We start from the raw sequence: 22,320 nt of genomic DNA on the forward strand, positions 1-22,320 counted from the left end.
CCTCCTACAGTGACCGAGGCTCCCGCAAGGCTCGGGACCGGATCGGGCGCGGGGATCGGGAGCGGAGGGGACATGCGTACGCACTATCCCCGCACCCCGCACGTCCCCTGGTCCCCGGGCGCCGGCGCCGACGACATCCGGTCGGGCGATCTGTCGGCGCTCCGCGGCCTCGAGGTCGTGGTCACCGAGAAGCTCGACGGCGAGAACACCACGCTCTACTCCGACGGGCTGCACGCGCGCTCGCTCGACTCGCGGCACCACCCCTCCCGCACCTGGGTCAAGGGACTCCAGGGCCGGATCGGCGCACGGATCCCGGCCGGGTGGCGGGTGTGCGGGGAGAACATGTACGCGCGCCACTCGATCGGCTACGACACGCTGGCGAGTTGGTTCTACGGGTTCTCGGTCTGGGCCGGCGACGACTGCCTGGGCTGGGACGAGAGCACCCGTTTCCTGCGCCGCCTGGGCGTACCGACCCCGCCGGTGTTGTGGCGCGGCGTGTTCGACGAACGCGCGTTGCGCGCGATCCGGCTCGACCCCGCACGGCAGGAGGGCTTCGTCGTACGCTCCGTCGAGGGTTTCCCCGGCGCGGAGTTCGGCCGGCGGGTGGCCAAATGGGTGCGCCGCGGCCACGTGCAGACCGACACACACTGGATGCACGCCGCCGTGACCCCCAACGGCCTCGGCCCGAACGCCGCGCTCTGGGACGTGCGTTCCGGCGCCGAACCCGACCTCGTCGCCCTGCTCCGCCTCCTGGGGCGGGACGAACCCACCCCCGCCACCGTCGAGTTGGCAGCCGACGCCTGCGCCCGCGTCGACGTCCTGGGCCGCTCGGGCGACGCCCGACTGACCGGCGTACTCGCCGCCGCCCTGCACACCGAACCCCGCGCCGCGCTCGCCGCCGAATCGGCATCGGCGCTCGGCATGCCCGCGGCCCGCCGGATCGCCGACCTGGTCGGTCTCCAGGCCCTGCTGCGCCGCCCGTTCCCGGACGACGAACGCCCGCGCGGGCTGGCCAGGTTGGCGGTCGCCGCCGACCTGGGCGTGTTGCACGCGGTCGCCGGCGCCGTGGCGGCCGCCGGGGCCGACCCCGACACCGCCCGGGCGGACGCCGCCGCGCAATACGAGCGGGTCGAGTGGTCGGCCCTGCTCGCCGCCGACGCCGGCCTCACCGACGAAGCCCCCCTGGCGCCGCTGCGCGCCCGAGCCCGCGCCGCGTTCGCCGACCTGCCGCCGGACGTCGCCGACCGCTGCTGGGCCGAACTGCGCGACGCCCACGCCAAGGGCTGGACCATGCCGCCCGAGGCGACCCGCCGGCACTGGTCCGGGGACTTCCCCCGGCTGGTGCACCTGATCGGCCGCTCGGGCAGCGGCAAGAGCACCTACGCCCGCCGACTCCCCGACGTCGCCGCCCACATCGCCCTCGACGACCTGCGCGAGGCCCGCGGCGCCCGGGCCGACCAGCGGGCCAACGGCGACGTGTTGCGCGAGGGCCTGGATCGCCTCGACGCCGCGCTCGCCGCGGGGGGTACGGTGGTCTGGGACGCCACCTCGCTCACCGGCCCTCAACGGACCGCGGTGTCCGCCATCGCGCACCGCCGCAACGCGCTGACCACACACACCATCGTGCTGGTCGGCGAGGACGAGCTGACCGCTCGCAACGCCACGCGCGAACACCCGGTCCCGCCGGCCGTACTCGCCGCGCAGGGACGCCGGTTCGCCCCGCCCTACCCCGGACAGGCGAGCCGGACCCGGTACATCGGTGCCGGCGGCACCGTCGAGGACGTCGCCGGCTCCCTGGACGCGGAGGAGGCGTGATGCGTACCAGCGAGGAGATCTACCACCGGGTGCGCTGGGATCCCCGATTCGACCCGGCCCGCTTCGTCCTGGCGGTCAGCCGGCGCGGCGCCGAGCCGAAACGCGTCGCGCTGCCCGCGTTCGTCCCCGGCGGGGACATCCCGTGGCATCGGGTGTTGCGCATCGAGGCCGACGGCGAGGTGGTGTGGGACCGGGCCGAACGGGTGGACCGGATCGACACCTGCACCGTCGGCCGCGCACACGACCCGCGCCGCCTGCGCGCACCCTTCTTCACCGCACGCGAACCGTACACGTTCGACCCGGCCAAGGGCCGCTGGCTGCCCGCGCCCGCGCCCACGGCCGGAACCGCGGCCACACCCGCGGCCTCGGCCGCATCCGCCGCGGCCCGAATCCGCGTGCTGACCTGGAACACCCTCTGGGACCGCTACGACGCCGACCGCATCGACACCGCCCGGCGCCGACCGCGCCTGCTCACCGCGCTGGCGGCGGCCGACGCGGACGTGATCGCGCTCCAGGAGGTCGAACCCGACCTGATCGCGCTGCTCACCGCCGAGCCGTGGCTGCGCGCGGCGTACACGATGGACACCGATCCCGCCGGCCGGGACATCGCCGACAGCGGACTGGTACTGCTCAGCCGACTGCCGGTGCGCGAGGCCGCACGGCACGTACTGGGCCCGTTCAAGGCCGTGGCGGCGATCACCGTGGACACCGGCGCCACACCGCTGGTCGTCGCCGTCACCCACCTGACCAGCGACCACGCCCAGGACGGCCCCGGCCGCCGCCGCGTCGAACTCGCCGCGCTCGCCGACGGGTTCGCGGGCGTACCGGACGACCTGGTCGTGGTCGGCGACTTCAACGACGGCACCGCGGGCCCGACCGGCCCCGCCGCCGCGCTCGGGCTGACCGACGCGTGGACGCGCGTACACGGCCCCGACGACCACACACCCACCTTCGACCCGGGCGTCAACCCGCTCGCGGCCATCGGCTCCCGCACCGGCCGCGCCGCACGCCTGGACCGAATCCTGCTCCGCACGGGCACCTGGCGCACCGAAGCGGCGGTGCTCCAAGGCGACGAGGCCGACCCCGACGGCCTGTACATCTCCGACCACTTCGGCGTCCAGGCCGACCTCGTGACCGGCGTCGATACCCGCACCGCCGTCCTCGACGCGGCCCCGACGGCACGCACCGCACTGGCCTGGCTGCCCCCGAAGCACCTGTGGCCGGACCTCCAGGCCCTCCGCCGCACCCACGACCCGCAGGTGGACCGCTGGCCGCCGCACGTCAACATCCTCTTCGGCTTCGTCCCGGAGGACGCCTTCATCCGCGCCGCCCCGCTGCTCACCGCCGCGGCGGCGCACGTCGCCCCGTTCGTCGCGGAGTTGTCCGGCGTACACACCTTCGGCCACCGCGAGGACGCCACCGTCTGGCTCGACCCGGCGGCGGCCGACGAGGACGCGTGGGCGCGTCTCCACCGGGCCTTCGCCCGCCACTTCCCCAACTGCCACGCGCACGGCAGGCCCTACACACCGCACCTGACCCTGGGCCGCAGCGCCGACCCCCAGCAGACGGCGGCCACGTGCGCGGCCCGCCTGAGCCCGACATCCGCCCGGGTCGACACCCTGGTCCTCCTCTCCCGCCGTGGCAACGAGCCGATGCGACCCAGGGCCGTCCTGACCCTGGGCACCGGAACCCTGAGGTGGCTACCGGAACACCCGGGCCACAAAGCCGACACACACGGGCCGTCCCTGCCCACCGGCCCGGAACGGGACGCGCACGCACGGCGGATCGCTCGCCGCATCGCGGGGGCGTTGGACGAGGGCGTGGTGTCCGTGGTCGGCTCCCGGCGGATGGGCTGCGCCGCCCCCGACGCGGACCTGGACCTCGTCCTGGCCCTGCCCGGCACGGTCGACCTCGGCGAGGTGGCGGCCCGGGTCGCCACCGCCCTGCCCGAGGCCGTCGGCATCCGTCCCGTGATCGGCGCCCGCGTGCCCGGACTGCGCCTGAGCGTCCACGACATGACCACCGACCTCGTACTGGTCGGCACCGGACGAATCCCGCCCGCCGACGCGGTGGACCGCCGCGCCGAACTCGCCGAACCGGCCGCCGTCGCGCTGAGCGCGGTCACCGACGCCGACGCCGTCCTGAGCGCGGTCGGCGCGGCACACGCGAGGTTCGCCGCACTGTCCCGGCAGGTCAAAGCCTGGGCGCGCGCACGCGGCCTGGACTGCGCCCCCTTCGGCGGACTCCCGGGCGTGGCCTGGTCGATACTCGCCGCCCGAACCACCATCGACGCCGCACCCGACGCCACCGAGGGCGACCTGCTCCGAGACTTCTTCGCCGGCTGGGCCGCATGGGACTGGCGCACCCCGGTAAGCCTCTCCCACCGCGGCATCCACCCGGAACCGACCACCACCGCCGGCGCCGAAGCACCGATGTCGATCCTGACACCGAGTCACCCGGTGCGCTCCTGCACCGAACAGGTGGCCTCCGGCGGCCGCGACCTCCTGACCGACGAGCTGTACCGCGCGTGGGAGATCCTGACCGCCGCGGAGTCCGACGGCACCGACCCGTGGTCCGAGGCGACCGAACCACCCCCGCTGCACCGCCGCCACGCGGCCTGGCTGGTCCTGACCGTACTCCCCTGCTCTCCCGACGAGTTCGCCGCGACGACCGGGCGACTCCGGGGCCGTGTGCGCTCGTTGCTCAAGCTCCTGGAGGAGGCCGGCGTCCGGGACGCCCACGCCTGGCCCCGCCCCTTCGACGCCGGCACCCGCTACGCCATCGGCCTCGGCGCCGGCCCGCCCACCGCCGCCGACCTCGCCAAGTGCACCGACCGCTGGTCCCGTTCCCTGCCGGGCGTCACCCTCACCCACGCCGACGGCGGCGCGATCCCGACCCTCACCTGATTCCCGGCCACCCCCGCTCGCCGCCCTCCCGCCGGTTTCGCACCGATGCGATGCCTTCGCGCGGTTGTCATACCTCGCCGTGAGGCGTAGAAGAGAGAGGAACGCACCGCCGGGGGGATTCGGTGTGCTTGGCGAACTCCGCTTCGCGAACCCCGCCTCGCCACGCGCCACTCGGCCCGGCGGTGATCCCGGACGTTCACCGCGAAGGGACCCAGGCATGTCGGCAGAGCCCGTTCATCGATGCCCCGTTCTCGATCCCACCGCCCGAGCCGCACACGCGGACGCCGCCGCGCTGCGCGCGCGGGGCCCGGCCGTGCTGATCGAACTCCCGGGCGGCGTGAAAGCCTGGGCCGTCACCCGGCACAGCGTCATCCAGGCGCTGACGCTCGACCCCCGAGTCTCCCGCGACTTCCGTCGACACTGGCCGGGACTCGCCGACATACCCGCCGGATGGCCACTCGCCCCGGTCGCGCTGCAGCAGGGCTTCGTCAACAGATACGGCGAGGACCATCGTCGCCGACGCGCCCACGTCGCCCCGTCGTTCGCGCCGCGCCGCGTGCAACGTATGCGGCCACAGGTCCAGGCGACCGCGGATCGCCTGGTCGACGCCATCGCCGCGGTCCCGCCCGGGGAAAGCGTCGACATCCGCCGCACGTTGTCTTTGCCGCTGACCATGACGGTCATCTGCGATCTGCTGGGCGTGCCCGACCCCATGCGCCGCACCCTCGGTGCCGCGATCGACGCGATCCTGGACACCGCGGCCGACGCCGCCACGGCGATCGCCTACCAGGTCGAACTCCAGGCCAGATTGAACGAGTTGCTGGACCACAAGCAACAAAACCCCGGCCTCGACGTGACCACCGACCTCCTGGCCACAACACGGGACCGGACCGCCGGCGCCACCACCGGCACGACCCCACCCGTTCGTCAGGAACTGCTCGACTCGCTCTTCCTGATGCTCGGCGCCGGCTACGAAACCTCGGTGAACCTGATCACCAGCGCCCTGTACTCGCTGCTCTCCCACCCCGAACACCTGGACCGGCTCCGGGCGAAGACCATCGACTGGGACGACATCGTCGAGGAAACCCTGCGCCACAACGGCCCGGTCATGTTCCTCCCCATGCGCTACGCGATCGAGGACATCGACCTGGGCGAGGGAGTCACCATCCCCCGGGGCGACCCGATCATCATCGGCTTCGCCGCCGCCGGCCGGGACCCCGCCGTGCATCCGAACGCCCCCGACACCTTCGACCCCACCCGCGCCGACAAGTCCCACCTGGCCTTCGGCCACGGCCCGCACTACTGCCTGGGCGCCCACCTGGCCCGTCTGGAAGCCGAAGTGGCCCTGACCACGCTGTTCGACCGCCTGCCCCACCTGGCACTGACCCACCCGGACCTCCCCCCGCCCCCGGTCCCCTCCCTCCTGGTCAACGGCCCGGCCCACCTGCACATCACCCCCACCCCGGTGTCACCCGCGCAGGCCGGGTGATTCGACCACCATCGCCGCCGGCGGGGCCGTGGTCCGGTGGTCGACGGCGATCAGGAGGTCACCCGTCAAGGGGTGGTCCACAACGGCCGCCCTGATGCCGAAGACCTCGGCCAGCAGGGCCGGGGTCAACACCTCCCTCGGGGTGCCCGACGCGCGGACCCGGCCCTCGTGCAGCACGTGCAGGCGGTCGCAGACCGAGGCCGCCGCGTTGAGGTCGTGCAGGGCGATCAGCGTCGTGCGGTCCTGGGCCCGGAGGAGGGTGAGGAGTTCGACCTGATGGCGTACGTCCAGGTGGTTGGTCGGTTCGTCCAGGACCAGGACATCCGGCTCCTGGGCCAACGCCCGTGCCAGCAGCACCCGTTGGCGTTCACCGCCGGACAGGGTGGCGAACCGGCGGCCCTGGTGCTCCTCCACACCGGTTTGCACCAGCGCGATCAGTACCGCCGCGCGGTCGGCGGCGCTGTCCCCCGCGAACGCCTTCTGGTACGGGGTGCGGCCCATCGCGACCACCTCGCGCACCGTGAACTCGAAGTCGCTCTCCCGCTCCTGCGGCAGCGCCGCCACGTGCCGGGCCGCCGCGGCCGGGCTCATCGACCGCAGGTCGCGCTCGCCCAGGAGAACCCGGCCGCCCTGCGGCTTCAGGTGGCGGTAGACCGTGCGCAGCAGGGTGGATTTTCCGCTCCCGTTGGGTCCGACCAGGCCGGTGATCTCCCCGGCGGCGGCGATCAGTTCGACGCCGGCCAGGATGTCGCGCCCGGCCAGCACGACCCGCAGGTCCTCGACCGTGATCCGCGTCGCGTCGTCGGCGGCGGCCGTCGCCCCACCACTCATCGGGTCTCCAACCGTCGATCGAGCAGGAGCAGCAGCACCGGTGCGCCGATCACGGCCGTGACCACGCCGATCGGCAACTCCTGGGTGCTGATCGCGGTTCGGGCCAGGGTGTCGACCGCGACCAGCAACACCGCGCCGAACAGCGCCGACACCGGCAACAACCGACGATGGTCACCGCCGATCAGCAACCGGCACACGTGCGGGACCATCAGCCCGACGAAGCCGATCGCCCCCGACACCGAGACCAGCACGCCGGTCAACACGCTGGTCACCGCGAACAGTTCGCGCCGCAGCCGGGCCACGTCCACACCCAGCCCGGCGGCCGTCTCGTCGCCCATCAGGAGCGCGTTCAACGCGCGGGCGCGGGCCTGGAGCACGATCAGGCCGAATCCGACGGCGGCCGTCGGCAGCGCCAACTGCTCCCACTGGGCGCCGCTCAGACTGCCCATCAGCCAGAACAGCACGCCGCGCGTCTGCTGTTCGTCGCCCGCCTGCAGGACCAGGAAGCTGGTGAACCCGGACAGGAACTGGCCCACCCCGATCCCGGCCAACACCAGGCGCAGCGGGGAGAATCCGCCACCGCGCCGGGCCAGCACCCACACCAGCGCGAAGGCCGCCAGCGCGCCGGCGAAGGCCGACGCGGACAGGCCCCAGCCGAGTACACCGCCCGTGCCCGCCCCGAGCACAATCACCGCGATCGCGCCCAGCGAGGCGCCGGAGGAGATGCCGAGCAGGTACGGATCGGCCAACGGATTGCGCACCAGGGCCTGCACGGCGGTGCCGACCAGGCCCAGCCCCGCGCCCACCACGGCGGCCAACAGGGCTCGTGGCAGCCGCAGTTGCCACACGATCAGGTCCCGCGTACCGGCCTGCGGCGGCTCACCCCGCAACCGCCGCCCGACCACCGACCACACCTCGCCGATCGGGATGTCCACCGACCCGAACGACACCGCCGACGTCAACGCGACGACCAGCAACACCGCCAGCACCGCAACGACCCACGCCGTACGGGCCGTACGCGCCGGACCGGCCGAATCACCCGCACGGCCGGAGCCGGCGACATCGGCGGCTCCCGCCGAAACGACACCCTCGCCCGCACGACGGCGGCTGCGCAGCTCGGACACCGAACGCACCCGCGCCTACCCCGCAACCGGCGCGGAAGCGGGAGCCGAAGCCGAAGGGGCAGCCGTCCCGGGCCCGGCCCCCGCCCCCGGCTTGACCAGATCCGGATGAATCCGGCCCGCGATCTCCCGCACCGTGTCCGCGTTCCGCACCCCCGCGATCGTCGTCCGCTCCGACCCGACCCGGACGAACTTCCCGTCCCTGACCGCCGACAGCCCCTTCGTCGCATCGAATGTGCGCAGGAAACGTTCCGCCTCGTCGAACGCCTTCGCGTTGGCCTCCGCGCTGCCCTTGTCCCGCACGCCCAGCTGGATCCACTCCGGGTTCCTCCCGACCACGTCCTCCCAGGACACGGGCTTGAAGTCACCGGCGCAGTCGGCGAACACGTTGCGCGCGCCCGCCTGGGTGATCACCGCGTTGGCGACCTGCCTGCCGCAGACCGCGATGGGCTGCTTGGTCCCGGCGTCGAAGTCGAAGAAGAAGTACGTCGGGCGCCGGTCCTGCGGCACACCGGCGAGCGCGCCGCGAACCGTGCCGACGGTCTGCCGCATGCCCGCGATCAGTTCCTCCGCCCGGGCCGAAGTGCCGGTGACCGCGCCGAGTTGCCGGATGTCGGCCTCGACCTCGGCCAGATCCTCCTGCGCACCCGCACGTTTGCTCGCGCACGCGGTGGACTTGAGGTAGATGTGCTTGATCCCGGCCGCCGCGAACTCCTTCGGCGACGGCCCGGAGCCCATCGCCCCCATGCCGCTCATGTCGGCGAAGGTGTCGATGTACAAGTCGGCGCCCGAGGCGAGCAGTCGTTCCTTGGGGATGACCATGTCGCCGAGCACCTCGACCCGTTCGGCCTGCGCGGCGAACGGTGCCGGCATGGTGCCCTTGCCCGGCGGGAAACCGGTACCCACCACACGATCGCCCGCGCCGAGCCGGAACATCATCTCCAGGCTGGACGCATTGCTGGTGACCACCTTCTTCGGCGGCGCGGTGAACGTCGTCACGGCCCCGGCGCAGTCGGTCACCTTCACCGGGAAGCCGGCCGACCCGGCGTCGCCCGACCGTGCCGCCGAGGCGGACGCCCCCGACCCCACCTCGGCCGTCTTGTCGGAGTCACCGCCACACCCCGCCACGAACAACGCCACCACGGCGGCCACGCCGCACACCTTGCTCGCCCGCACAGATTCGCTCCCCGGAAGTACCGTCAGGCGGCCCGCGAAGGCGGACCCGGGGAGTCAGTCGGGCGGGAGGCCGGGGAAGTTCCCGAGGAGAGCGGGTCCGACACCGAAGAGAACGGGGGTTCGGCACCGAAAAAGAGCGAGTTCGGCGCCGACACGCCTCACCCCGCCGCCCGCTCCGCCACCGTCCGTCGCCGCAGCGCACTGCGGGCCACCGCCGGATGGGTCCACGCGCCGTCCGGGTGGTAGACGTTCGTCCCCGGCGGCACGATCTCGTCGATCCGGTCCAGCGTCGCGTCGTCCAGCACCAGCGAGGCGCCCTCGATCGCCGCCATCGCCTGCTCCATGGTGCGCGGCCCGATGACGACCGAGGTCACCGCCGGGTGCGCGGTCGGGAACGCCACCGCCAACTCCGGCAGCGTGCAGCCGATCTCCCCGGCCAGCTCGACCAGTCGCTCGACGACGTCGAGCTTGGTGACGTTCACCGGCAGGGTCGGATCGAACCGCCCGGGGTTGAGCCGGGCCCGACCCGAGGTCAGGTCGATCGGCGCGTCCTTGCGATAGCGGCCGGTGAGGAACCCGGAGGCCAGCGGGCCCCAGGTCAGTACGCCCATGCCCAACCGCTCGCACACCGGGAGCAGCGACGCCTCGATGCCCCGGGCCAGGATCGAATACGGCGGCTGCTCGGTCCGGAACCGGTACAGCCCGCGCCGCTCCGCCACGTGATACGCCTCCACCACGTCCTCGGCCGGGAACGTCGAGCAGCCGAACGCCCGGATCTTGCCCTGCCGGACCAGATCGGTCAGGACGGCCAGGGTCTCCTCGATGTCGGTCGAGTCGTCGGGGCGGTGGATCTGGTACAGGTCGATGCGGTCCGTCCCGAGCCGACGCAGGCTGTCCTCGACCGCGGTCAGGATCCAACGCCGCGAGTTTCCGCCACGATTGACGCCCTCGCCCATCGGGAAGTGCCCCTTGGTGGCCAGCACCACGTCGTCGCGGCGACCGCGCAGCGCCTTGCCGACGATCTCCTCGCTCTCGCCGGCCGAGTACATGTCGGCCGTGTCCACGAAGTTGACGCCCCGGTCCAGCGCGGCGTGCACGATCCGGACGCAGTCGTCGTGATCGGGGTTGCCCACCGCGCCGAACATCATCGTGCCGAGCGCCTGCACGCTGACGTGCATCCCGGTGCGGCCGAGCGGGCGGTATCGCATGGTCGTGCTCCTTGTTCCTGGGTTCCCGGCCGGGGTCCCCCGACTGCCGGTGATACCCGGTGGCGGGCACACTCGTACGGCCCGACCCGCCCCTCGGCGGGCCGGCGCGAGGCCCGCTCCGGTGCTCGGCAATCTATGAGCTGGACCCGACTCCAGGTCAAGCCCCATCCTGAGGCACGTGACGGAGACCCCCGAAAACAGCCCCACGGACGACCGGCCGGCCGAGCACCCGGACGACGACGCCCCGGACACCACCGGCGACCTGAGCATCGGCGAGGTCGCCGCCCGTACCGGCCTGACCATCGACACCCTGCGCTTCTACGAACGCGAGGGCATCCTGGCCAACCCGGTCCGGCGCGGCCCGGGCGGACGCCGCCGCTACGCCGAACACGACATCGCCTGGCTGAACATGTGCATCGTCCTGCGCGGCTCCGGCATGCCCATCCCGGCCATCCGCCACTACACCGAACTGGCCCGCGCCGGCGAGGGAACCGAACGCGAACGCCTGGCCATCCTCCGCGAGCACAAGACCCGAATCGCCGGCCAGATCGCCCAACTGCACCAGTGCATGGACCTGATCGGCTACAAGATCGGCGTCTACGAGGACTACCTCGCCGAAACCGAATCCGAATCCGAATCCGAGTCCGAGTCCGAGTTCAAAACCAACTCCGAATCCGAGCTCGCAGACGCCGAAAGCAACACCGATGCTATTCTTTGACTGACCGATCAGTCATGGAAAGGCGGCGATCCCGTGGCCCGCACCACGGACCCCGAACGAGTCGCCCGGCGACGCGAAACGATCGCCGTCGCCGCCGCGGCGCGCTTCGCGGAGCAGGGGTTCGAGGCGACCACCGTGGCCGACATCGCCCGGGCCGCCGGGATGAGCGCGGCGAGCGTCTTCTACTACTTTCCCGACAAACGCGCCGTCTTCCGGGCCGTCTTCGCACGCGACCTGCCCCTCTCGCGCACGCTGGTGGACCGCCACGCCGGCGCCGCGCACCCGGCGGAAGCGATCGTCGACCTGGTCACCGACCTCGCCGCCGACGCCCGGGACCCGCACGCGGCCGGCATCCTCGTCGAACTGCTGCGCCAGATCGACCGGGATCCCGAGCTGGTCGAGGTGATCGCCCGCACCGAGGCCGTGATCCAGGAGGGCCTGGTCGGCCTGATCACCCGCGGCATCGCCGACGGCAGCATCGACGGCGCGCTCGACCCGGCCGAGACGGCCGGCTGGATCCGGAGCCTGGTCGACGCGGTCTACCTGGGCGCCCATCCCGACCGCGACGCGACACCGGCCCTGCGCCGCACCGTTGCCCGCTACCTGGCCCCGGAGTCGAATCCCGACCCGACGAACAACACACGAGAAAGCGAGACGAAGTAAGACCATGGACGCGACAGCGGTCGACAAACAAGCCGTCACGATCCGGATGCCCCAGGTGTGGTTGTGGCTGATCGGTGTCGGCGCCGCCCTGCTCGGCTTCGGCGCGGGGTTCGGGGTGGGCCCGCTCGCACGCGCCCTGTTGGACCTGACCGGCTCGGCCCCCGCCCCGCTGCGTCTGGCCGCGCGCCTGCCGACGGTGTGGGCGGTACCGGCGCTGACCCTGCTCGGCGCCGCGATCGGCGCCTGGATGGCGGCCGTCGCATACCGGGAGAGCCCCGTGGTGACGGTGACCGCCGACCACATCGCGATCCACGTGGACGGCGCCGGCCTCCAGGTGCGCCGGGACCGGATCGACGCCGTGTTCACCGACGGCCGGGACCTGGTCGCCCTCGACGCCGCCGAGACCGAACTGATCCGGGTCCGCGCCGGCGACCTGTCCGCCGGACACCTGCGCGACGCCTTCGCCCGCTTCGACTATCCCTGGCGCGGTACGACCGACCCGCGCGAGGCGGACTTCACCCCCTGGGTCGACGGCACCCCCGATCTGGAGGAAACCGCGCACGCCCTGCTGCGCGCCCGCAAGCGCGCCCTGACCGACAAGCACCCCGGTGCGGCGGAGCAGGCCCTGGACGATCTCCGCGCCGGGGGTCTCGCCGTCCGCGACCGCAAGGGCGTCCAGCAGTACCGCCGCCGCGGCCGCCCGCACCGCCCCGAGGCGCCCGAGGGCTGACCGGAGCCGCCCACCCGCCCCCGCCCCGCTCTGGTCAGCGCGTCGGCCGGCGGCTACGGTCCCCTCAGGAACGGAACGCCAACGGAGGGGGGCACCGTGAAGGCTCATCCGAGCGGCCCGTACCGCGTGGAGTACACGGAGACGGCCGCCGCCGTCCGCGACTCGCTGCCGCCCGAGCGCCGCGCACAGCTCACCAAGGCCCTCCAGGTGCTCGCCCGCGACCCGTACACCAAGGCGTCCGCCCCGATCGGCCCCGACGACGACACCCGCCAGGCGATGGTGGCACCGGGCCTGCTCATCGAGTACGGCGTCCTGCGCGGCGTCATGGTCGTCGTCGTGGTGACGGTCCTCGACGGCATGGAATTCCTCGGCGACACCGAGGACTGACCGCGGGCCGGGCAACACCGCATTCACTTCCACCGACCCGAAGCCCGCTCAGCGACGCGCCACCAACATCCGCGCCCGCGGCTCGTGATGCCATTCCCCCGCCACGGCCCGACGCAGGAACTCCTCGCGCAGCGCGGCCATGAACGCCTCGCCCCGGGCCAGGGTCAGCGCGCGCAGCGGACCGGAGCGGGTGAACGCGTCGAAGAAGGCCGCCGCGTCCGGGTGGGACATCGGGTACACCAGGTCCACGTCCCGCTCGATGGTCGCGCCCCGGCCCGTGATCGCGGCGAGGAGGCGTCCCTCCCAGGAGCGGTCGGACGCCGGCATCCGGGCCCGGATCACCTCGCCGAGCAGCGCGAACGGGCCGGTCTCCTCGATCCCGTCCGGCCAGAAGACCACCGCGAGCCGACCGCCCGGACGCAGCGCCCCGACCCACGATGCGAGCGCGTGATCCGGCTCGGGCAACTGCTGGAGCCCGAACACCGACACGATCGCCGCACACCGGCCCGACCACCGCGCGTCCAGGGTCGAGGCGTCGCCTTCGACGACCGTGACGCCGGGCCGGCCGGCCACCCGTTCCCGAGCCAGTCGCACCATGCCCGGGGAGAGGTCGATACCGACGATCTCCCGGTCGTCGAAGTCCTCGGTCAGCAGTTCGAGTTCGGGAAACGTGCCACAACACGGCACCAGGATCGGCCCGTCCGGCAACGACCCGACCGCGGTCACCGCCGCCCGTACCCACGGCGCGAATCGGGGCACGAAGTAGGACTCGTACCCCTCCGCGGCCTCGTCCCAGCCCCGTGCCACCCGCGCAAGCCGCTCGGCCCGATCCTCCACGCCCGCACCCCTCGCCACGACCACCCGGGGCGATATCCGCCCGGGACGGCCGACGCCGACCGCGCCTCCATGATCCCGCCGGCCCCGCCGCCACCCGCCCGAGCCGCGCCGACGACCCTCACCCGTCCCGCGAACCGGCCTCCGCCGCCGCCAGCCCCCGCAACAGATGCGCCCGTTCCGGATCCGTGCCCACCTGCTCCAACGCCTCCCGATAGGCCACCGCCGCCTCGGCGAACCGCCCGCACCGGTACAACAGCTCCGCCCGCGCCGCCGGATACGGATGATGCCCCCGCAACCTCGGCTCGTCCGCCAGCGCGTCCAGCAGCGCCAGCCCCGCTTCCGGCCCGTCCCGCATCGCCACCGCCACCGCCCGGTTCAGCGCCACGATCGGCGACGGCGTGAGCGCGAACAACACGTCGTACAGCGCCACCACCTGCGGCCAGTCGGTCGTGGTCAGGTCCGCCGCCTCGTCGTGCAGCGCGGCGATCGCCGCCTGCACCCCGTACCTCCCGGGCGGCCCACCCGTCAGCGCCACCCGGACCAGTTCCCGGCCCTCCTCGATCATCGCCCGGTCCCACCGCCCCCGGTCCTGATCGGCCAACAACACCAGTGCCCCGGCCGCGTCGACCCGCGCCGCGCGGCGCGCGTGGATCAGCAACATCAACCCGAGCAGCCCGGCCGGCTCCCGTTCGGCGGGCAGCAGCAGGCGCAGGATCCGGGCCAGCCGGATCGCCTCCTCCGCGAGGTCCGACCGCTGCAACGTCGGCCCCGAGCTGGCCGCGTACCCCTCGGTGAAGATCGAGTAGAGCACTTGGAGCACACCCGGCAACCGGGCCGGCAACTCGTCGACGCCGGGCACCCGGAACGGGATGCGGGCCTCGCGGATCTTCTTCTTCGCCCGGACGATGCGCTGGGCCATGGTCGCGGTCGGCACCAGGTACGCGCGGGCCACCTCGGGTGTGGTCAGCCCGGCGAGGCAGCGCAGGGTCAGCGCCCCGCGGTCCTCGGCGGGCAGGGCGGGATGCGCGCAGGTGAAGAACAGTTGGAGGCGCTCGTCGGGCAACTCGCCGTCGGCGTCGGCCGAGGGCGCCGGATCGGCCCGGTCCGCCTCCACCTGCAACACGGCCAGCCGCGCGGCGTACGTCCGGTCCCGACGCAGCCGGTCCACCGCCCGTCGCCGCGCGGTGGTCAACAACCAGGCGCCGGGGCGCGTCGGTACGCCGTCGACCGGCCAGTGCACCAGCGCGGCCTCGATCGCCTCCGAGGCGACCTCCTCGGCCAGGTCCAGATCACCGAAGCGGCGCGCGAGGGAGGCGAGCAACCGGCCCCGCTCCTCGCGGAACACCGATTCCACCGAGGCGTCCACGCCCGCCCTCCCCGAATCGTCGGGGCCGGCGGCTCGCTCGTCCATCGCGGTCAGACCGAGAAGTCGGCGATCGGCCGGACCACCATCGCGCCGCTGCCCCGCGCCCCGGGGCAACGCGCGGCCCAGTCCAGCGCGACGTCCAGATCGGGCACGTCGATCACGTAGAACCCGCCCAGCACCTCCCGGGACTCCGCGAACGGCCCGTCGGTCACGGTCCGCTCACCGGCCTCGCCGACCCGCACCGTGGTCGCGGTGACCAGGTCCGCCAACGACTCCCCGGACACGAAGATGCCCGCGTCCTTGACTTCCTTGTCGTAGGCCATCCACTCCTCGACGCCGCACTCGGGGGCCCCGCCCTCCGCGTCGACCGCACCGCTGTGGATCAACAACATGTATTTCATGGTCCGACTCCGGTTTTGTCCGATGGTGTCCCGCCCGGCAACCCGGGCCGGCCTGCCGCACACCAAGACGACGAACGAGAGACGGCCGGATCGACACGACCGGCGAAACTTTTTGTCGCCACCCCTACCCCGCGTCCAACCCGTCGATCCACTCCAGCAGCCGCGCGCCCTGCACGACCATGATCTCCGGATCCCGGAGCGTGTTGGTCAGCAACGACATGCCCTGGTACGCGCCGACCAGGGACATCGCCAGCTCGCGCGCGTCGTCCCCGCGCCCCATCGCCCGGAACTGTTCCCCGGCCCAGTCCAGCAGCAGCCGCATGACGTCGGCGGCGAGCCGAGCCGGTTCGTCCTCGCGCTTGTCCAGCTCCGACACCAGCGTGCCGAACGGACACCCGTACCGCACCGCGAGGTCGCGCTCCCCCACCCAGCCCTCGACCAGGGCACGCAACCGCTCGCGCGGAGTGGGCAGTTCGGCCAGAGCCGCGATCAGTTCGCGCAGCCGCCGCTCGTGGTCGCCGACGGCGGCCTCGACGAGTTGGTCCTTGGTCCGGAAGTAGTAGTAGACGTTGCCCACCGGCACGTCGGCCTCGGCGGCGATGTCGGCCAGCGTGGTCCGCTCGACCCCCTGCCGATACACGACCAACGCGGTCGCCGCGACCAACCGCTCCCGCTTTCCGGGCCTGCCGTCGGCCCGGCTCCGGCTCTTCTTCTGCACCGAGTCAGTCATCTCACTAACGACTATAGACAGGCCCCCGGCAACCCCTCGCCACCGAATGCCACCGCACGTCTCCCGAAGCCCGGCCGGCATCCTGGCACCCCGACCCGACCCACCCGGATCCACCTCGCCACGCCCCGCCTCGCCTCACTCCACCGCACGAGACGAAAGGTCACCCGATGACCGACGGCATCGACACCCCCGACCGGCGCGGTCGCACCGGCCTCGACCGCTACGGCCGCGACCTCACCCGCAACCCGAGGGTGCGGATCCACGACGTGGAGGTGTTGTCCTGCGACTGGTATGTGCTGCGCAAGACCACCTTCGACTACCGACATGCCGACGGTCACTGGAGCCGCGAGCAGCGCGAGAACTACGACCGGGGCGACGGCGCCACCATCCTGCTCTACGACGGGGAGCAGCGCACGGTGCTGCTGACCCGCCAGTTCCGGCTGCCCGCCTACGTCAACGAGCATCCGGACGGCTTCCTGATCGAGACCGCCGCCGGCCTCCTCGACGGCGACGCCCCCGAGGAGGCCATCCGCCGCGAGGCGGCCGAGGAGACCGGACACGTCGTCGGTACGCCCGAACACGTCTTCGACGTCTACATGAGCCCGGGTTCGGTCACCGAGCGGGTGCACTTCTTCGCCGCCCCGTACGGCCCCGGCACGGCCGCCGGCCTCGGCGGCGGGATCGCCGCCGAGGGCGAGGACATCGACACCGTGGAACTGCCGTTCACCGAGGCGTTGGCGATGATCCGGGACGGCCGGATCGTGGACGCCAAGACCATCATGCTGCTGCAGTGGGCGGCCCTGGACGGCCCGTTCCGCGCGAAGGACACGGCTTAACGGCGCAGCAGGGCCTCGGCGAGTGCGACCTGGGCGGGGTCGAGGGCGGTGTTGCCGTCCTCGACGTCCCACAGCGCGTTCTGCAGGATCCGGCCGAGGGTCCAGCCGACGGCGCGTTGTCGGTCCAGGCCGACCACCTCGGTGAGTCGGTCGAAGCGGCGATACACCGTGCGGGCCACGTCGCCCGTCGCGCCGGCCTCGGTCAGGCGGCTGTCCAGGGCGGGCCACAGGTCGAAGCCCGGGTCGCCAGCCAGCGGTTCGGGGTCGATGGCCAGCCACGGCTCGCGCTCGCCGGCCAGGACGTTGTCGTAGTGCAGGTCCCAGTGCAGCAGGCGATCGCCGGGTTCGTCGACGAGTTCGGCCACGGCCGAGGCGCAGGTGCGCACGAGCCGGCGTTCGGTCGGGTCGGCCAGCGCCGCCACCGCGCGGGGGGTGTCGTCGAGCATGGCCGCGGCGATGTCGGCCAGTCGGCGCATCCCGGCGGGCGCCGGCACCGCGACCAGGCGGGCCATCAGCTCGGCGAGGGTCTGCGTGGCGACGGCGTCGTCGGGCAGCGCGGCCAACGTGCGCGTCGCGTCGAGACGTTCGAGGAGTTGGGCGTCGGTGTCCGGGTCGTGGTCGAGCAGGCGCACGATGCCGCCGCCCCGCCAGGCCCGCAGGCCGGGCACGACGCCGGCGTTGTCCTCGGCGACCTGCTGGAGCCGCAGTACGGCGGGCGTACCGTCGGCACGGGTCACCGGGAGCACGACGGCGGCCATGCCGTGGGCGACGGGGCCGTCCGGACGCAGGGACCAGCGGTCCACGACGTCGGCGGCCAGGGTCGGCAGTGCGGCGATCCAGGCTCGACCGGCGGCGGTACCGCCGTGTGCCGCGGTGAACGCGTCGGGGACGTCGAGGGGTGTGGACGTGGTCATTTCGGTTGTCTCCTTCGTGAGATCCGGTGTCGTGCGGGTCCGAAGGAGTCACGGGGGTGCCCGGGGCGCGGGCAGGCGTCAACGCATGTCGTGCAGCCTATCGGCAGGTCGCGGAACCGGGTGGGGGGCCGGCCTCGGAGGCGGGTCAGGCCACATCGCGCAACATGCGTCCGGCGTAGACATCGCTCACGTGTCCGCGCAGGTGCGCCCAGACCGCGACGGAGCAGGGGAACTCGCTGTCCCCGTAGGCGATGTAGATGGTTTCCTCGCGTCGGAACAGGCCGTGTTCGGCGTCCTGTGGCTCCGGCCACTCGCGGACCACGGCGGCGGCGTGCTCGGCGTCCACGCAGCGCAACGGCACCACGGCCAGGCGCTCGTACTCCCTGGGCACGGTGTGCGCGATGACCTGGACGTCGCCCATGTGCCGGCCGAACGCCCGCAGGTGATCGGCGCGCGCCCAGGGGCGGTTGGACTCCCAGGTACCGCACGAGCACCTGGCGCGTGTGGCGACGAAACCGAGTGCGTGGTGGTCGCCGGGGTAGGTGGTGAACTCGATTTGGTGGCGGTCGAGGCGCACCAGCGGGTCCTGGGTGTAATTCGGCATGCTCATGAGGGTTCCCCCGAGGTGAGGTCGCGTGGTAATGGGACGAGCGTAGGCAAGCCCACCGACAACGGCGACCGGATTATTCGGCGTCGGTCCGGTCGACCCTCCTAACCGGCCGGCTCGGGGTGGTGGCCGCGACACGCGGCCTCCAGGGCCAGGCGCCAGCGGCGGTCGGCGCACTCCTCGTCGCCCAGCGCGCCGCGCAGTTCCAGACTGGCCAACCCGTGGACGAGGGCGCTCATGTGGGCGGCGATGTCCGCCGGGTCGGCGGGCCCGAACCGGCCGGCGTCCACACAGCGCGCGACCGCGCGCAGCAGCGTGTCGTGGGTGCCGCCGATCCGGGCCGAGTCCGCCTCGTCGGGGCGGAACTCGGCGATCGGTCGGCCGAACATCAGGTCGTAGCGGTGCGGATTTGCCCGGGCCGCGGCGCGGTAGGCGTGGCCCAGGGCCAGCAGGTCGGCCTCGGGGTCGCCGTCCACCGGCACCCGGGCGAACCGCTCCTCCAGCGCCGCGAAGCCGTCCAGGAACATCGCGCGCAGCAGGCCCGCCTTGTCCTCGAAGAGGTTGTAGACGGCGGTCGTCGAGGTGCCCACCTCGTGGGCGACCCGCCGGGTGCTGAGCGCCTGTGGACCCTCGGTGGCGAGCAGTCGACCGGCGGCGTCGATCAATGCGCGACGCAGCTCGTCCCAATCGCGCGTACGTGGCCGTCCCATGTTGACAACTGTAACGCAACGCTGTTACATAACACTGTAATCAAAGTCACCCTCGCCGGGACGGGTCGTCCGCCGCCGAGTCGGGGCCACTCTCGGGAGTCCACATGTCCACCGCGTCCGAACTGCACGTGGTCCTCGGCGCCGGCGGTGCCGTCGGCGCCACACTCGTCGACGAACTGCACGCTCGCGGCCGGCGGATCCGGGCCGTCAACCGCAACGGCGGGCTCACCGTGCCCGAGGGCGTCGAGGTGGTGCGCGGCGATGTCACCACGCCCGACGGCGCGACCGCCGCGTGCGCCGGGGCCGCGGTGGTGTACCACTGCGCGGCGCCGGCCTATACGGCCTGGGTGAGCGAGTTCCCGCCGCTGACCGACGCGATCCGTCGGGGCACGGCGGCGGCCGGGGCCAAGCTGGTGTTCGCCGACAACCTCTACATGTACGGGCCGGTGAGCGGCGCGATGACGGAGGACCTGCCCTACGCCGCGGAGAACCCCAAGGGGCGGGTGCGGGCCGCGATGGCACGGTCGTTGCTGTCCGCGCACGAGGCCGGCGAACTGCGGGTGGCGATCGGGCGGGCCTCCGACTACTTCGGGCCGCGCGGGGTGAACAGCACGGTGGGCGACACGGTGTTCGGCGCCGCGGTGCGGGGCAAGGTGGTGCGGTGGGTGGGCTCGCCGGACCAGCCGCACTCGCTCAGCTACCTGCCCGACTTCGCCAAGGGCCTGGCGATGCTCGGCGAGGACGCCCGGGCCGACGGCCGGGCCTGGCACGTACCGACGGCCGAACCGCTGACGGGCAAGCAGTTCCTCGACCTGCTGTTCACCGAATCGGGCCGCCCCGGCAAGTCGGCGGCGGTGAGCCACACCGCCCAGCGCCTACTCGGCCTGGTGAACCCGACGGTGCGCGCCTTGGGCGAAACCTGGTACCAACGCGACCGCCCCTTCATCGTCGACTCCACAAGCTTCACCGACACCTTCGGCCCCCTCCCCCCGACCCCTCACGCAACGGCGATCGCCGAAACCCTGTCCTGGTTCCGCAAGGCCGGCACCTGAGCCCACGACCCGGCCCGGTCTCGATCCCGCCTCACGGGGGCGTGAGTGCGGGTCACTGCGGGGGCCATCGGGACTGTCGGGGGTTGTCGGGGGTTGTCGGGGAGCCACCAGGGGCTATCGAGTGGCGGTCAGATGCGCGAACACCACGACGTTCGCGGCGTATCCGGTGCGTTTGTCGTAGTGGCCGCCGCAGGTGATCACGCGTAGCTCGGCGGCGTCGGTGGCGCCGTAGACGACGTCGTCCGGGAAGGCGTCCTTCGGGTAGGACCGGACCGCGTCGATGCTGAACACCGCCGTCTTGCGGTCCCGGCGCTGGACCTCGATCCGGTCGCCGATGCGCAGCAGGCCGAGCTTGAAGAACACGGCCGGGCCGGAGCGGGTGTCCGCGTGACCGACCGTGACCGCGTTGCCGCGAGCCCCCGGCGCGACCCCGTCGCGATACCAGCCGACCAGATTCCTGTTGCCCACCGGCGGGGTGGCCAGTCGGCGGTCCGAACCGGTGCCGAGCGTGCCCATCGGCGCGTTCACGCCGATCGCCGGGATCCGCATCCTGACCGGCACCGACTCCGGCAGTGGTGGGGCGTCCACCCGGCGCGGCCCGTCGGCGGGCACCCGGGCGTGCGGGACGGCGGCCACGTCCGCGACGGGAGCCGGCGGCCGTTCGACGCCGCCGTCCCCCCAACCGTGGTACACCAGCCACAATCCGGTGATCAGCGCCAGCGCGGTCGCTCCGGCCGCCAGTGGGCCGGAGCGACGGGTACGGTGCGCCGACCGTGTGTCAGGACGTGCCATCGCCCGTGGCCCGGCGACGACGGACGAGGTGGATCCCGAAGCCGGCGAGGGCGGCACCGGCCACCACCGCGCCGACGGTCACCTCGCCCGCGTCGAACGTCGAGGCACCGCCGCCGCCACCGGCGTTGACGCTGCCGGCCGGACGTCCGCCGGTGCTGCCGGCCGTGGTGACGCCGCCGGTCGTCCCCGGCGGGCAGTCGACCTTGAAGACCTTCTGCTTGCCCGCCCCGTTCTCGCCCGCGAAGGTCCACACGAGCTTGTACTGGCCGTTGGGCAGGGTGAGGGTCCCGGTGTGCCCGGTGCCGTCGACCAGGGTGATCGAACCCCCGAGGACGGGGCCGTCGGCCTTGGGCGGCTGCGCGGCGATCGTGTAGGTGACCTGCTGCACGGTGTCGAAGTTGAACGCCGCCAGATTGAACAGGCAGACCTTGGTCTCGTCCCGCTGGTCGGTCGGCGGGGTGGTGCTCATGTGCACCTTGACGTCACCGTTGTCCCCCGGTGCCAGAGGCAACGCGTACGCCGGGCCGGCGCCGGCGAACACGGCGGCGCCCAGCGCGATCGCCGCGACGGTCGGCCGCCGGAGACGGGTGGTCGAACTGCGTAGGGATGGCATCACGATGGGCGCTCCACGATGAGGGCGAACGACATTGGTCGGATCACCTGAAGATGGGACATTCCGACGGTGCCGCCGGCACCCACACCCCCCACATCGACACGCCCAGCCCAGCCCCGTTTTCACCCGAACAACCCAACACCCCCACAACCCCCAGCCCCACCCCAACCCAACACCCGGAGCCCAACGGGACCGGGTAGCCGCCGGGCAGGGCCGAGCTGGATCCGGTGGCCGGTGGGAGTGGGTGTGGTCTGGGTGGGGGCGGTGGTCCGGCTTGGGGTGGGGCGGGGTCGGTTGCCGGTGGAGTTGGGGTTTGTTCGCTTGGTGTGATTTGCCCGTTTGACATTGATTCCGGGCAGGCGTACTCCGAGACTATGTGCGCGCAACCGGCGGCGTGGTCGCCGCACCGGACCGGACG

At 72.9% G+C, this 22,320-nt stretch carries 22 protein-coding genes; 9 read left to right on the plus strand and 13 right to left on the minus strand.

Going from position 1 to position 22,320, the window contains the following annotated elements; translation table 11 throughout:
* Positions 1-72: 72 nt before the first annotated feature.
* From ACFRCG_RS00890 to ACFRCG_RS00900, 3 genes are all read left to right on the plus strand, one after another.
* Positions 73-1,815 carry an RNA ligase family protein gene (locus tag ACFRCG_RS00890; RefSeq protein ID WP_380027267.1) on the plus strand — a complete coding sequence of 581 codons (1,743 nt, stop codon included), beginning with the start codon at positions 73-75 and terminating at the stop codon, positions 1,813-1,815.
* Entirely contained in the window at positions 1,815-4,721 is a 2,907-nt protein-coding gene (locus ACFRCG_RS00895; RefSeq protein WP_380027269.1) for a poly(A) polymerase, read from the plus strand. Before ACFRCG_RS00890 ends, ACFRCG_RS00895 begins: the two co-directional genes overlap by 1 nt.
* Before the next feature lie 217 nt (positions 4,722-4,938).
* On the plus strand, positions 4,939-6,210 hold the full coding sequence (locus ACFRCG_RS00900; protein ID WP_380027271.1) for a cytochrome P450: 1,272 nt from the start codon (positions 4,939-4,941) through the stop codon (positions 6,208-6,210).
* Here the strand turns inward: ACFRCG_RS00900 and ACFRCG_RS00905 are convergent.
* The 4 genes from ACFRCG_RS00905 to ACFRCG_RS00920 form a co-directional block, all read right to left on the minus strand.
* The gene (locus tag ACFRCG_RS00905; RefSeq protein WP_380027273.1) at positions 6,190-7,041 is read right to left on the minus strand and encodes an ABC transporter ATP-binding protein; all 852 of its coding nucleotides are present in this window, start codon (positions 7,039-7,041) and stop codon (positions 6,190-6,192) included. The two genes, ACFRCG_RS00900 and ACFRCG_RS00905, sit on opposite strands and share 21 nt — an antisense overlap.
* Positions 7,038-8,030, minus strand: coding sequence for a FecCD family ABC transporter permease (locus tag ACFRCG_RS00910; RefSeq protein WP_380027435.1), 993 nt, complete (start codon positions 8,028-8,030; stop codon positions 7,038-7,040). The genes ACFRCG_RS00905 and ACFRCG_RS00910 overlap by 4 nt, the downstream gene beginning before the upstream one ends.
* 150 nt (positions 8,031-8,180) lie before the next feature.
* Positions 8,181-9,323: an ABC transporter substrate-binding protein gene (locus ACFRCG_RS00915; RefSeq protein ID WP_380027437.1), complete on the minus strand. Its 1,143-nt coding sequence runs from the start codon at positions 9,321-9,323 to the stop codon at positions 8,181-8,183.
* Between the two features lie 173 nt (positions 9,324-9,496).
* The gene (locus ACFRCG_RS00920; RefSeq protein ID WP_380027275.1) at positions 9,497-10,546 is read right to left on the minus strand and encodes an aldo/keto reductase; all 1,050 of its coding nucleotides are present in this window, start codon (positions 10,544-10,546) and stop codon (positions 9,497-9,499) included.
* Between the two features lie 178 nt (positions 10,547-10,724).
* On the opposite strand from ACFRCG_RS00920, the gene ACFRCG_RS00925 reads away from it, so the two are divergent.
* The 4 genes from ACFRCG_RS00925 to ACFRCG_RS00940 all read left to right on the plus strand — a co-directional run bounded on the left by ACFRCG_RS00925 (position 10,725) and on the right by ACFRCG_RS00940 (position 13,044).
* Entirely contained in the window at positions 10,725-11,264 is a 540-nt protein-coding gene (locus ACFRCG_RS00925; protein WP_380027278.1) for a MerR family transcriptional regulator, read from the plus strand.
* 33 nt (positions 11,265-11,297) lie between these two features.
* On the plus strand, positions 11,298-11,927 hold the full coding sequence (locus tag ACFRCG_RS00930) for a TetR/AcrR family transcriptional regulator (RefSeq protein ID WP_380027280.1): 630 nt from the start codon (positions 11,298-11,300) through the stop codon (positions 11,925-11,927).
* A gap of 4 nt (positions 11,928-11,931) precedes the next feature.
* Positions 11,932-12,657 (plus strand): hypothetical protein, encoded by a 726-nt coding sequence (locus tag ACFRCG_RS00935; RefSeq protein ID WP_380027282.1) that lies wholly within the window; start codon positions 11,932-11,934, stop codon positions 12,655-12,657.
* Positions 12,658-12,753: 96 nt separating this feature from the next.
* A complete protein-coding gene (locus tag ACFRCG_RS00940) occupies positions 12,754-13,044 on the plus strand; it encodes a type II toxin-antitoxin system RelE/ParE family toxin (protein ID WP_380027284.1) in 291 nt (96 codons plus the stop codon).
* Positions 13,045-13,092: 48 nt separating this feature from the next.
* On the opposite strand, the gene ACFRCG_RS00945 is transcribed toward ACFRCG_RS00940, so the two are convergent.
* The 4 genes from ACFRCG_RS00945 to ACFRCG_RS00960 form a co-directional block, all read right to left on the minus strand.
* Entirely contained in the window at positions 13,093-13,881 is a 789-nt protein-coding gene (locus ACFRCG_RS00945; RefSeq protein WP_380027287.1) for a class I SAM-dependent methyltransferase, read from the minus strand.
* 118 nt (positions 13,882-13,999) lie between these two features.
* Positions 14,000-15,292: an RNA polymerase sigma factor gene (locus tag ACFRCG_RS00950; RefSeq protein ID WP_380027290.1), complete on the minus strand. Its 1,293-nt coding sequence runs from the start codon at positions 15,290-15,292 to the stop codon at positions 14,000-14,002.
* A gap of 5 nt (positions 15,293-15,297) precedes the next feature.
* Complete coding sequence (locus ACFRCG_RS00955) at positions 15,298-15,648, minus strand: YciI family protein (RefSeq protein ID WP_126637106.1); 351 nt, start codon at positions 15,646-15,648, stop codon at positions 15,298-15,300.
* 124 nt (positions 15,649-15,772) lie between these two features.
* Positions 15,773-16,378 (minus strand): TetR/AcrR family transcriptional regulator, encoded by a 606-nt coding sequence (locus tag ACFRCG_RS00960; RefSeq protein WP_380027292.1) that lies wholly within the window; start codon positions 16,376-16,378, stop codon positions 15,773-15,775.
* A 167-nt stretch (positions 16,379-16,545) separates the two neighbouring features.
* Between ACFRCG_RS00960 and ACFRCG_RS00965 the strand changes: the two genes are divergently transcribed.
* Entirely contained in the window at positions 16,546-17,214 is a 669-nt protein-coding gene (locus ACFRCG_RS00965) for an NUDIX domain-containing protein (protein ID WP_380027294.1), read from the plus strand.
* Here the strand turns inward: ACFRCG_RS00965 and ACFRCG_RS00970 are convergent.
* From ACFRCG_RS00970 to ACFRCG_RS00980, 3 genes are all read right to left on the minus strand, one after another.
* Positions 17,211-18,128: an aminoglycoside phosphotransferase family protein gene (locus ACFRCG_RS00970; protein ID WP_380027297.1), complete on the minus strand. Its 918-nt coding sequence runs from the start codon at positions 18,126-18,128 to the stop codon at positions 17,211-17,213. The genes ACFRCG_RS00965 and ACFRCG_RS00970 overlap by 4 nt on opposite strands.
* Before the next feature lie 145 nt (positions 18,129-18,273).
* Positions 18,274-18,738, minus strand: a complete 465-nt coding sequence (locus tag ACFRCG_RS00975) for a hypothetical protein (protein WP_380027299.1) — start codon at positions 18,736-18,738, stop codon at positions 18,274-18,276.
* A 101-nt stretch (positions 18,739-18,839) separates the two neighbouring features.
* Positions 18,840-19,445: a TetR/AcrR family transcriptional regulator gene (locus ACFRCG_RS00980; RefSeq protein WP_380027301.1), complete on the minus strand. Its 606-nt coding sequence runs from the start codon at positions 19,443-19,445 to the stop codon at positions 18,840-18,842.
* A 104-nt stretch (positions 19,446-19,549) separates the two neighbouring features.
* On the opposite strand from ACFRCG_RS00980, the gene ACFRCG_RS00985 reads away from it, so the two are divergent.
* Positions 19,550-20,497 (plus strand): NAD-dependent epimerase/dehydratase family protein, encoded by a 948-nt coding sequence (locus ACFRCG_RS00985; protein ID WP_380027303.1) that lies wholly within the window; start codon positions 19,550-19,552, stop codon positions 20,495-20,497.
* Positions 20,498-20,611: 114 nt separating this feature from the next.
* On the opposite strand, the gene ACFRCG_RS00990 is transcribed toward ACFRCG_RS00985, so the two are convergent.
* Together ACFRCG_RS00990 and ACFRCG_RS00995 are read right to left on the minus strand one after the other, a co-directional pair.
* Positions 20,612-21,289, minus strand: coding sequence for a class F sortase (locus ACFRCG_RS00990; protein ID WP_380027305.1), 678 nt, complete (start codon positions 21,287-21,289; stop codon positions 20,612-20,614).
* A complete protein-coding gene (locus tag ACFRCG_RS00995) occupies positions 21,276-21,902 on the minus strand; it encodes a hypothetical protein (RefSeq protein ID WP_380027439.1) in 627 nt (208 codons plus the stop codon). The genes ACFRCG_RS00990 and ACFRCG_RS00995 overlap by 14 nt, the downstream gene beginning before the upstream one ends.
* Positions 21,903-22,320: the final 418 nt, after the last annotated feature.

Origin of the sequence: Embleya sp. NPDC056575, from assembly GCF_042793325.1 — a bacterium.
Lineage (GTDB): Bacteria > Actinomycetota > Actinomycetes > Streptomycetales > Streptomycetaceae > Embleya.

Excerpts from the sequence above, each read along its gene's own strand:
- ACFRCG_RS00890 (WP_380027267.1), top strand. The coding sequence starts at position 73 with ATGCGTACGCACTATCCCCGCACCCCGCACGTCCCCTGGTCCCCGGGC.
- ACFRCG_RS00895 (WP_380027269.1), top strand. The coding sequence starts at position 1,815 with ATGCGTACCAGCGAGGAGATCTACCACCGGGTGCGCTGGGATCCCCGA.
- ACFRCG_RS00900 (WP_380027271.1), top strand. The coding sequence starts at position 4,939 with ATGTCGGCAGAGCCCGTTCATCGATGCCCCGTTCTCGATCCCACCGCC.
- ACFRCG_RS00905 (WP_380027273.1), bottom strand. The coding sequence starts at position 7,041 with ATGAGTGGTGGGGCGACGGCCGCCGCCGACGACGCGACGCGGATCACG.
- ACFRCG_RS00920 (WP_380027275.1), bottom strand. The coding sequence starts at position 10,546 with ATGCGATACCGCCCGCTCGGCCGCACCGGGATGCACGTCAGCGTGCAG.
- ACFRCG_RS00935 (WP_380027282.1), top strand. The coding sequence starts at position 11,932 with ATGGACGCGACAGCGGTCGACAAACAAGCCGTCACGATCCGGATGCCC.
- ACFRCG_RS00950 (WP_380027290.1), bottom strand. The coding sequence starts at position 15,292 with ATGGACGAGCGAGCCGCCGGCCCCGACGATTCGGGGAGGGCGGGCGTG.
- ACFRCG_RS00955 (WP_126637106.1), bottom strand. The coding sequence starts at position 15,648 with ATGAAATACATGTTGTTGATCCACAGCGGTGCGGTCGACGCGGAGGGC.
- ACFRCG_RS00960 (WP_380027292.1), bottom strand. The coding sequence starts at position 16,378 with ATGACTGACTCGGTGCAGAAGAAGAGCCGGAGCCGGGCCGACGGCAGG.
- ACFRCG_RS00965 (WP_380027294.1), top strand. The coding sequence starts at position 16,546 with ATGACCGACGGCATCGACACCCCCGACCGGCGCGGTCGCACCGGCCTC.
- ACFRCG_RS00970 (WP_380027297.1), bottom strand. The coding sequence starts at position 18,128 with ATGACCACGTCCACACCCCTCGACGTCCCCGACGCGTTCACCGCGGCA.
- ACFRCG_RS00975 (WP_380027299.1), bottom strand. The coding sequence starts at position 18,738 with ATGAGCATGCCGAATTACACCCAGGACCCGCTGGTGCGCCTCGACCGC.
- ACFRCG_RS00980 (WP_380027301.1), bottom strand. The coding sequence starts at position 19,445 with ATGGGACGGCCACGTACGCGCGATTGGGACGAGCTGCGTCGCGCATTG.
- ACFRCG_RS00985 (WP_380027303.1), top strand. The coding sequence starts at position 19,550 with ATGTCCACCGCGTCCGAACTGCACGTGGTCCTCGGCGCCGGCGGTGCC.
- ACFRCG_RS00990 (WP_380027305.1), bottom strand. The coding sequence starts at position 21,289 with ATGGCACGTCCTGACACACGGTCGGCGCACCGTACCCGTCGCTCCGGC.
- ACFRCG_RS00995 (WP_380027439.1), bottom strand. The coding sequence starts at position 21,902 with ATGCCATCCCTACGCAGTTCGACCACCCGTCTCCGGCGGCCGACCGTC.